Below are 9460 nucleotides of genomic sequence, written 5' to 3'. Positions count from 1 at the left end.
GTATTTACCTTTTTGGCTCTAAACAAGATAGATAACTAAACTGAAAATTCAAACAACATTTATGCAACACTAGTGATGAAAGGAGTTAGATAGATGTTAGATAACACGGATATGCATATCATAGATGAACTATCCAAAAACAGTAGGATAACAATGAAGGAACTTGGTGTGAAAGTACATTTGACTGGACCAGCTACTTCAGCAAGGGTGGCAAAGTTAGAGGATAGTGGAATAATTGATGGATACACCATTAAAATCAATCAAGTAAAGATGGGCTATACCATTCATGCAATGATAAGTATAATTACAAATAGTCCAAATCATGAACCTTATCTGACATTCTTAAACGCACAAAATGAATTTGTAATAAATAACTATAAAATTAGTGGGGACAGTTGCTACCTTTTAGAATGTAAATTTCCCTCTACTAAAGAGTTAGATGAATTCTTAATGGGTTTGACTATGCATGTGAACTACAAATTATCAATAATTATAAATAAATAGACCATCAATTAGATGTTTGTGAAACATTGTACTTAAATGTAGTGTAGTGCTTTGATTTATTTAAATGGCTTTTAATATTATTTTCATATAATTTCGAATCCATTCTAAAAGGAAATAAAAGCACTTTGTCACTTGATTTGGAGCCTCTACGGGCATGACTATGGAGCCATGGAGCCAGGCGAAACAAAGGTTTCTGACTCAGCCAAATTAGGCTATCATGCCCGCCACTCCAATTCAAGTGCACGTCTTTATCAATGTTAGTCTTATACATACAAAGCTTTTATATAGCCATCTTCCCTTGAAAAGCACTACAGAAACTAATGGGAGCTTTAATTGAATAACTGAAATAATAGAACAACGCTCAGAGAGCTTTTATCTCTGGACGTTGTTTTTTTGTAGTAAATCGCTTTTTACTTTTTCCACAACAAGGAAAAGTTTTTGCTGATGAGTAGTTTTTTGATGCTTCTTCGAATATTTACTTAAACAAACTAATACATTGTAACATAGAGTATTAATTTTTTGATTGGAGGACGACTGTGGAGGTTAATAAGGAAGTTTTAAAAGGTCATATTGATACCTTAATTCTTTCAATCTTAGCTAATAAAGATATGTATGGATATGAATTAGCGAAATTAGTTCGAGAAAAAAGCAAGGGGAAATTTGAATTGAAAGAAGGCACACTCTACCTATCTTTAAAAAGGCTGGAGAAAAATAAATGGATTTCTTCTTATTGGGGAGATGAGCAAGGTCAAGGTGGAAGAAGAAAATACTATGAAGTAACCAAGCTAGGTCATGAGGGTTTAAAGAATAAACAATTGGAGTGGTTATTTGTTAAAGAAATTATTGACTCTTTTTTGGTGGTAGGAGGAGAAAATGAAAAAAATAGATGAATATGTTGATTATGTTTATAACAATGTTGAGGGAAGTAAGGAAGAAATCCAAGAATTAAAGATGGAGATGAAAACTCATTTACAGGAGCTAGTTCTTGAATTGAAATCCGAGGGCGTAGAAGAAGAAAAAGCAATACTTATGGCAATTGAACGGTTTGGTGATGAAAATGAGATACGCTCAATTGTAGGTCTATTATCCAAAAAACATTAATTATTTTCCAAATGGCTACTTTATGTTTCATTAATTTTTCTCACAATTGCTCCAATTGTTTTTGCTACCTTACAATCAAAAGAGGCTCAAAGTTTAAGCGAAAAATCATTTGCTTCTACAAAAATACATTCTATTTTAGACAATCGTGATATTGTATCAGATGATATAAAAAAAGAAATAGCGTCAGTCGTACATGGTACAAATTATATTTCAGATGTTCTTATTTATGATGTAAGTAATATAACCAATGAAGAGTTATTTGATTACGTTGGTAATAAAGAGGCTGATTACCAATATGGAATAACTAGACAGATGGTTGGTGAGTTACTCCCCTCTGGTAGTGGTAACGATAATTGGTATGTGATAACTGAAAGAAATAGTTATCATACTTTAAGTGTTCTGAGCTTGCTCCTATTAGGGTTCCTTTATTGGAGTTTATTTTCTATATGGGCAATGATAAATGCTTATCATGAAAGAAGATTAAATTTAAAATGGAGTTTTGTGTTTGTCCTATTTAATGTTGCAGGTTATTTAGTATTCCGTCATGTTTCAAATAAAGAAGACAGTTGGGAAGGTATATAATTTTTTTCTTCAGCTAACAGAGTGCGAAAGGCGAATAAAGGTTATCGCCTTTCTCTTGTTGAAGTAACGGATAGCTTAATAAAGGTTATCGTCTTTCTTTGTTGAAGAAACGGTCAGGATTGTGGAAGAAGGATTTCGAAACAAAAGTTATTTTTTTGACCAATTAATTGGTAATTTGTGTTAGGGTAAGTAAGGATAACTTATCCAGATAAAGGGAGAGGCTTATGAAAAAAAGGAAAACTGCTATTACTATTGGTTCAATGTTTTTAATTATAATGCTAATATTGGTAGGGTTCTTTGGGTATAGATTTACTGCCTTGAGTGCTGCTAAAAGTAATCATTTTGTATCAAATAGTTCCGTATTATTAGAAGAGTGGGATACTGGTTCTTCTAGTCTTTTTTTATTTAAAGACGATAAAGAGGAAACATACCGAATAGCGTTGTCTGAAAAATTAGGTTTTTTATACAGTAGTAGGGGTTCAACATATGTACCTTACAGTGATGATGATATAAAGACTCTGGGAGGCATGAGTTATCGGACTGGTAATGAGGAGTTTACATTATTGGTAATCGAGTCAGCGGTTAATGAAGTGGCTTATATTGTAGTGGGAAGAGAACTAGAACGAGAAAAACAAAAAATCAATCAAGGGGAACGTATTTCTTTTTTGTTTCCGTATAGCAAACAAATTGACCGTCTAAATGCCTTAGCTCTCAATGAAGATGATGAAGAACTTTATTACTATGGTTATCCTGAAAAAAAAATCATATAGACCTTAACGAAGATTTAAGATGGCATAAAATTGAACATTCAAATTCTAAGTGATTTGTGATGGTGTACACTTAAACTAAAGGGTTGCGATTGGGGAACACGAAGCAGTCGCTTTTTTACTAACGGACAGTTTAGTGGAAGACAGAATGTTTATCTAAATATATGTGTCCTATGAAAGGTTGTAATTATGTCAAAAAGATTTTATGTAACCTTAGTCTTTATCTTACTTGCAATCATCGGTATTTTTTATTGGTACTCTCCAAACCTCCCACATGAAAAGATGAAGCGCAGTATATTATCTCAATATTTAGCAAGTCAAGAACAGATGAATGCGGACTTGAATTTCGCATTAGATTTTTATTATAAAGGTGAAATAGAAAATTTTATATTGTCCCTTGCAAAAGCGAATGAGCAAACAGCTGTTGCAAGAGCTCTTACAGGAAATGGTACGCCGATAAACAACCATAATAATACAATAGATTCAGGTAGCTTGTATGAATTTCAACATAAATCAAATAGCATAATTTATATTGTCTTTTCAAATGCTGTGAACGGTACACTTACTGAAGAAGATATTGGAAACCTTGAAGCTCATACAAAGAAAATTAATCAATTTTTGTCCCGAATTGACAACAAAAAATTATTTAGTGGTAACACTTCTGGACAAATTGAAAGAGAGATTGAAATTATTATTGAAGAGACTCGTTAAAATAAACAAGTAAAGTGCTTTTTCAACTAATGGGGGTGATTCTTTAAATAAGAATCACTCGTTACATTAAATAGAAGTTACGGTCGGCATTAATTTTGAATGGTGTTATTAAATTCTTCAAATAACTGTTGCAGTGTACGGTCCATTAGTTCTAAACTGTGTTCAGCCCGTTTTATTAATTCCAACTGTTTGTCAGTTAGATTGCTATGTGTTTCTAAATCTTGAATGATTACATCAACAACTGTTCGTTCATCATAAAGTGTTTGTAATTGTTCAATAATTTTTTCTTTATCCTTTTCGACATTTTCAATGGTACTAGGGTAAACATTCGCTGCTACATCTTTTATATCGTCTATTGCGGAAAAAATAACTCCAAAGAATAAGAGTGCTGCGATTATGTACATAACAATCTTCTTTGTCACTGGACAGCCTCCTTAAGGATTTTTCCTTACCTTTCCCGATAAAATTAATAGTATTCAGTAACTATTGTAGCAAAAACTTCAACTAACGGGGGCGAGTGTTCAACAAGAGCATTCGCTTTTTCACTAACGGAGCAATTACTTCAATAAAGACTATCAAGATATATGTTAAGACAAAAGGAAGAGGTGGAATTTTGAAATATATTTTTGCAATCTTATTAAGCCTAATCTTAATTTTTGTTGGTTGTTCCTCAGACGAAGAAAAAGTAATTAGTAAATTGAAGTCAGAGATTGAAGGTAAACACAGTGTCGTTATTTTTGATAATGAAATGCCTTCTGAAGAATTTCACGTAGCATCAATAACGACTTAATTGATGAGAATAGATTATGGGAAGAGATTCCTTCATTATCGTACATTAGAGTTGAGGAAAATTCTTCACATGAATATGATTATAAGAAAGTGTTATCTTTAGAAAAGTTCCCTGAAATCTTTGTTTTTGATGACAAAGGGATTGTTCTTCGCACATTTAAGGTTGAAGAGTTGGAAAAGTTCTTGCTAAATCAATAATACATTTCTTACTCAAGTCACGGAGTGAAAGACTTTAAGAACAGGAGTTGTCGTTGCGCAGCTCCTTCTTGCGCTAACGAGTCAGGATAATAAACAGGGTGTGGAAAAGAAGCATTTAGTTTTACGACACATAAAAAGCACCTCCAAGGAAAAAATAACCTTGGAGGTGCTGAAAATGAAAAGAATAATAACCATAACACTAACTATCTTAATGCTCTTTTTATCGGTGGAGACAGTAATGGCAACACCTTTTAAGTATGAAAATGTTGTTAGTAATTTAATACATACGTTAGTTACGAAGGGGGAAGAAGAAGCAAAGTCGTTTGTTGCTTCGGGTGTTGAAATACCTGAAATAAGAGAAAAAACACCAATAACAGGCTTTTCTTCATTAAATTCACCTTACGAAGATGTTAGAGTTGCAATTGGGTACTTCGTCAGTGAAGATGATGAACCAGAAAGAATTGCGTTTATATGGGAAGTTACATCTAATAAAGAAAAAGTCACCGATATAAGAGTTGTCTACGATGGTTCTAATCCATTTGTTGATGAATCAAAGGTAATTCGAGAATATCAAGATAAAATGAAGACTTCTGTACTTGCCCCGTCGGAGTTTCCTTTTGACATTACACATATACACGCATACATAGATAAAGTCACACTAATGTTAAGGTATAGAAATGCTGATTTACAAGAATTTGTTCAAATAAAAGTAACACCAAACATTACTGGTTTAGAGAAGATAAAAGGTGAAAATGATAAATATTATACTTTAAAGAACGGTACGAAAGCACTGTATCAACCTAATTTTCCTCCAGCCCATCAACTTATCTTTCAACATAAGAATTTAAAATACACAATAGGTATAAGTGAAACAACGAAAAAAGATATTAAAGTGGAGGATTTACTTAAAATCGCCAACTCAATGTTCTTAAACTAAAGGGTGGTGAAAGTGAAATTATGGGCTGTAGTAGATGCAGCTCTTTTTTTGTCTACGGATTGGAAAATAATGTTAAACTAAAGGGCAGGATTGTTCAATAAGAAATTACAATAGGGATGTTATGTACTATAAAAGATTCTTTATGATATGGAGGAGGTATGTGAAGTTGAAGGAGTTTATGGGTACATTTTTGGCTTGTATAGTTATTTGTTGGATTTTTACATTTTTCTTCCTCGGTCTTATTGTAGAAAACATTTGGGCTTTAATTATTTTTATTTCATTCGTATTAGCAGTGTTAATTACAGTTTTTATAAAACAGGAATCGAGAATTGAAGAATTAGAAAAGAAAATGGAAGAGTTATTAAGTAACAAACAGGATTAAGGAATGTCTGGATATTGTGAATCGTTATACTTAAAGTAACGGGAACGATTGCTTAATAAAGTTTATCGCCTATCCTTGTTGAAGTAACGAGCAGAATACTTCGATAAAAAAGAAGTGCAATGGAGTTAATTTCCATTGCACTTTAGTCATTTATCGTTGGTGGTTCCAATCCAGGTTCAATGTATTTTTCGTCATACCATCTGTCATAATCAACCAGAGAATTTGCAATTTTTATTAATTCCTTTTCCTTTTCTTCTTTTGTTTCGACATAAGAATAATAAATAATAATATAATACACTCCATCCTTGTTGAACCTTAACTCAACATGATTATCCTCACTATCACGAAGATAATAAAAATTCCCAATAGTTTCACTATCTAATTCTACTTCTCTACCTAAATTAACGTAATCCCAAGACTCATCTTTATAATTAGCAGCAACTACAAGAAGTATTTCTGGTACATCTTCAGTAAGGATTGTTTCAAGTGATAACTCAACTAAAACTTCTTCAAGATTGTCATTTGTAATAATACTAGACGTTTCCCATGTCTTACTTGCCATAGCTCCTTTTATTGGTATATAAGTAGGTAATTGAGTTTTAAAAGGCATCTCTCTAAGTATTACTTCATAAGCTGGGAAAATGTATGAATTTTCACCGATACTCCTTAACAACGAAGTATCTAATTTTTTCCCATTGTCCCAACAACCAACAAGACTTATTATAATTACGGCTATAAAACCTACAAGTATTATCTTTTTCATTCTTTATAAACCCCTATTAATTGGAAACTATTACATATGTCTATGCTCCAAATATCCAAATATGAGGACTTGTCTGTTTAAGTTTGTTTTTGCTGTTAGTATTATATCCTTTTAATTATGTGAAGGATTACACTTGAAGTAACGGGAGCGTTCCTTTAACAAGGGACGCTTTTTATATGTCAGTGAAAAGGAAATTAATGTTAAAATAAAGGGGCAGAAGAGTTGAACAAGAATGATGCTATAAGTATTAAGGTTGCTTTGATTGAGAGGGGGATAATATAGTTGTTACGAACAATTGGGCCATCATTTGTTGCTGAAATAGTGTCAACTGCGGTATCAAAGAAAAACATATATGGTGTTGTACTATGTGTCGAAAATGGGGACAATTCTTTATCGCAAATATACGGGGCTGGAAATCTAACTATAAATAAACCATATTTTATCGCAAGTGTAACGAAATTATACGTCACGGCTGTTCTACTAAAATTAAGATCAATAAATCGTCTGAATTTCCAAAATAAAATCTCAGAATATTTTTCTGAGGAAATTCTACATGAGCTCCACCTATTTAAAGGTATAGAATATTCCAAAGATATAACAATCAAACACTTAATGTCCAACACATCAGGAATTCCGGATTATTTCTCTTCTGATGTTGTTAGGGAATTAACAGCAGGAAAAGATCAGAGTTGGGGCTTCGAAAGAGCAATAGCAAGTGCAAAACAAAAGAAACCGAAATCTGTTCCTGGTAAAAAGGCTCAATACTCCGATACAAATTATCAGCTTTTAGGTAAGATTATTGAAACAATCACAAACAAAGACATCCATACGGTCTTTAAGGAATTTATCTTTGATGGACTCAATTTAGAAGATACGTATTTATTTGAAGATGTGAGTGATACTCGACCTGCCCCTATCTATTATAAAGATAAGGAAATCCGTTTACCAAAATATATGTCATCTATCGGACCAGAAGGAGGCATAGTATCAACTGCGAAGGAATCAATGATATTTTTAAAGGCTTTTTTCAATGGATATTTCTTTCCGAAAGAATATTTCAAGGAGCTTAAAGATTGGAGACTCCTTTTTGGTCCTGGGTTATTCTTTTATGGAGTTGGGATTGCAAATCAACCTATATTTCTTAAAGAATTAAAAAATGGATTGATAGGACACTGGGGACAGACAGGGGCTTTTTCATTTTACCATCCAAAGACGGATCTATACTTTACAGGAACAACTAATCAGTTTTACGGGCAAAATGTCGCAGCGCGTATGATGTTGAAAATAATTAAAAATATAAAATAACGGAATAAGTCTAATTTCAGTTAATCAGACGAAATTTTGGCTGGGGTATTCGCCAAGTCAGCATACTACTAACGCTAATAACCGTCGTTGAAAATAGGTGCACCATATCAATGTTTTGGAACGGATGCTATATATAACTGCCCTTTAGTTGCAGAAGGAATTAAGTGTTTTGGATAGTTGGATAGATTAAATAGAACAAAATAAATCATTTAGAGAGGAAGAATTTAAGGTTATCTATAACTATATAGATCTAGGGGGATGAAATATTTGAACAAAAATAAATTAAATATAATTCTCGCAATAGTTGGAAGTGTCGCTATTCTAACGATAGGTGGTTTAGTGCTTAACCAAATTAATAAGAATCATCAAGCAAATCAACTCATTATAGAGAAATGCTTTGATAACTTTGATAAAGAAGGAGAAGTCGTGATAACGAAGGATGGCTTTTGGTCTCCAGTCCGTTGTGAAAAAAAATAGCATTTTGATACATTTATTATCAAAATCTTTTTTTTGACTTCTTACATTTAAAAGGTTGCAAATTTAGATTTTCGACAAGTTGAACTAAGCATTTGCTCAAAGTTTAATTCATGAAGAATTTACTGACATCTATGAAGTTCTACTAACGGAGAGCGATTGCTCAATAAGAATAGTCGCTTCTTGTGAACGAGTAGGTTAGTTGAAAAAAATTTACATTTATTTGAAATAAATTTGTCCTTTAAATCGTAAGTGATACAATAAGTCCACTAATATTCGATGTCTAAGCGAGACAAGGATGATTATGTAAGTAAAATTGACACTGATGATGGGTGGAATAGAGCATTGTACGGAAGTCCTACAAAGGGTGGCTGCCTTGTCTTTATATTAGTAATAATATTTATTTTTTGGTTAATGAAGTAACCTATTACTTCTTCAATTATAGGGTTGTTTGAATAAAAGAGTGGGAGCTGTCGTAACTGCAGCTCATTTGGCTTATTGCGCTAACGAAGCAGGTTACTTGAAATAAATGCGATAAAGTTATTGGTTAAGGAGGAGAAGAATGAAATATATTTTAATATTTGGTGTAACTTTTATACTAGGTTTAATAATCATAGGTGCAACTGGGAGTGAGATTGGGTTTTATATAATTTCGATTTTCCCGTTTGTGCTTTATCTTATTTTAATAAGTTTCATTGTTTGGTTTGCAATCACCTTAATTAAACTTCAAAGAGAAAGAAATAATATTCTTGCTGAAATTGCAAATAAACTTGAAAAAGAAAATAGGTAATCTTTATTTTTTCTTCTTCAACTAAAGGGTGCATTACTTTAACAGCAAGCAGTCTGGATCTAAGTCAATATTTTGGACATAAATTAGTTAAGTAAAAATCCTATTTCTCCATAATAGAGCGTAGAACGATGACGCTTGACATGGAGCCACTATGAGC

At 32.5% G+C, this 9460-nt stretch carries 13 protein-coding genes; 11 read left to right on the top strand and 2 right to left on the bottom strand.

Annotation, left to right across the window (positions count from 1 at the left end):
* Nucleotides 1-93 precede the first annotated feature (93 nt).
* The 6 genes from SLH51_RS23800 (at nt 94) to SLH51_RS23775 (ending at nt 3665) form a co-directional block, all read left to right on the top strand.
* Entirely contained in the window at nt 94-504 is a 411-nt protein-coding gene (locus SLH51_RS23800) for an Lrp/AsnC family transcriptional regulator (RefSeq protein WP_335964073.1), read from the top strand.
* A gap of 536 nt (nt 505-1040) precedes the next feature.
* Nucleotides 1041-1394, top strand: a complete 354-nt coding sequence (locus SLH51_RS23795; protein WP_273848424.1) for a PadR family transcriptional regulator — start codon at nt 1041-1043, stop codon at nt 1392-1394.
* Nucleotides 1378-1605, top strand: a complete 228-nt coding sequence (locus SLH51_RS23790; protein ID WP_335964071.1) for a permease prefix domain 1-containing protein — start codon at nt 1378-1380, stop codon at nt 1603-1605. The genes SLH51_RS23795 and SLH51_RS23790 overlap by 17 nt, the downstream gene beginning before the upstream one ends.
* 312 nt (nt 1606-1917) lie before the next feature.
* A complete protein-coding gene (locus tag SLH51_RS23785) occupies nt 1918-2187 on the top strand; it encodes a hypothetical protein (protein ID WP_335964070.1) in 270 nt (89 codons plus the stop codon).
* A gap of 224 nt (nt 2188-2411) precedes the next feature.
* The gene (locus SLH51_RS23780; RefSeq protein WP_335964069.1) at nt 2412-2957 is read left to right on the top strand and encodes a hypothetical protein; all 546 of its coding nucleotides are present in this window, start codon (nt 2412-2414) and stop codon (nt 2955-2957) included.
* Between the two features lie 186 nt (nt 2958-3143).
* Complete coding sequence (locus SLH51_RS23775) at nt 3144-3665, top strand: hypothetical protein (RefSeq protein WP_335964067.1); 522 nt, start codon at nt 3144-3146, stop codon at nt 3663-3665.
* A gap of 89 nt (nt 3666-3754) precedes the next feature.
* Here SLH51_RS23775 and SLH51_RS23770 read toward each other — a convergent pair whose 3' ends face one another.
* On the bottom strand, nt 3755-4087 hold the full coding sequence (locus tag SLH51_RS23770) for a hypothetical protein (protein ID WP_335964066.1): 333 nt from the start codon (nt 4085-4087) through the stop codon (nt 3755-3757).
* A 740-nt stretch (nt 4088-4827) separates the two neighbouring features.
* Between SLH51_RS23770 and SLH51_RS23765 the strand changes: the two genes are divergently transcribed.
* Together SLH51_RS23765 and SLH51_RS23760 are read left to right on the top strand one after the other, a co-directional pair.
* Nucleotides 4828-5589: a hypothetical protein gene (locus SLH51_RS23765; protein WP_335964065.1), complete on the top strand. Its 762-nt coding sequence runs from the start codon at nt 4828-4830 to the stop codon at nt 5587-5589.
* Nucleotides 5590-5755: 166 nt separating this feature from the next.
* Nucleotides 5756-5971: a hypothetical protein gene (locus tag SLH51_RS23760; RefSeq protein WP_335964064.1), complete on the top strand. Its 216-nt coding sequence runs from the start codon at nt 5756-5758 to the stop codon at nt 5969-5971.
* 142 nt (nt 5972-6113) lie between these two features.
* Here SLH51_RS23760 and SLH51_RS23755 read toward each other — a convergent pair whose 3' ends face one another.
* Nucleotides 6114-6734, bottom strand: a complete 621-nt coding sequence (locus SLH51_RS23755; RefSeq protein ID WP_335964063.1) for a hypothetical protein — start codon at nt 6732-6734, stop codon at nt 6114-6116.
* Nucleotides 6735-7016: 282 nt separating this feature from the next.
* Here SLH51_RS23755 and SLH51_RS23750 point away from each other — a divergent pair, with 282 nt between their 5' ends.
* The 3 genes from SLH51_RS23750 to SLH51_RS23740 all read left to right on the top strand — a co-directional run bounded on the left by SLH51_RS23750 (nt 7017) and on the right by SLH51_RS23740 (nt 9303).
* Nucleotides 7017-8039 carry a serine hydrolase domain-containing protein gene (locus tag SLH51_RS23750; RefSeq protein ID WP_335964062.1) on the top strand — a complete coding sequence of 341 codons (1023 nt, stop codon included), beginning with the start codon at nt 7017-7019 and terminating at the stop codon, nt 8037-8039.
* Nucleotides 8040-8306: 267 nt separating this feature from the next.
* Nucleotides 8307-8516 (top strand): hypothetical protein, encoded by a 210-nt coding sequence (locus SLH51_RS23745; protein ID WP_335964061.1) that lies wholly within the window; start codon nt 8307-8309, stop codon nt 8514-8516.
* Nucleotides 8517-9075: 559 nt separating this feature from the next.
* Nucleotides 9076-9303 carry a hypothetical protein gene (locus tag SLH51_RS23740; RefSeq protein WP_335964060.1) on the top strand — a complete coding sequence of 76 codons (228 nt, stop codon included), beginning with the start codon at nt 9076-9078 and terminating at the stop codon, nt 9301-9303.
* Nucleotides 9304-9460 lie beyond the last annotated feature (157 nt).

The organism is Halalkalibacter kiskunsagensis (assembly GCF_037027555.1).
Lineage (GTDB): Bacteria > Bacillota > Bacilli > Bacillales > Bacillaceae_D > Halalkalibacter > Halalkalibacter kiskunsagensis.
The sequence above is the reverse complement of the archived record's forward strand: the minus strand, read 5'-3'. Positions and strand labels throughout refer to the sequence as shown.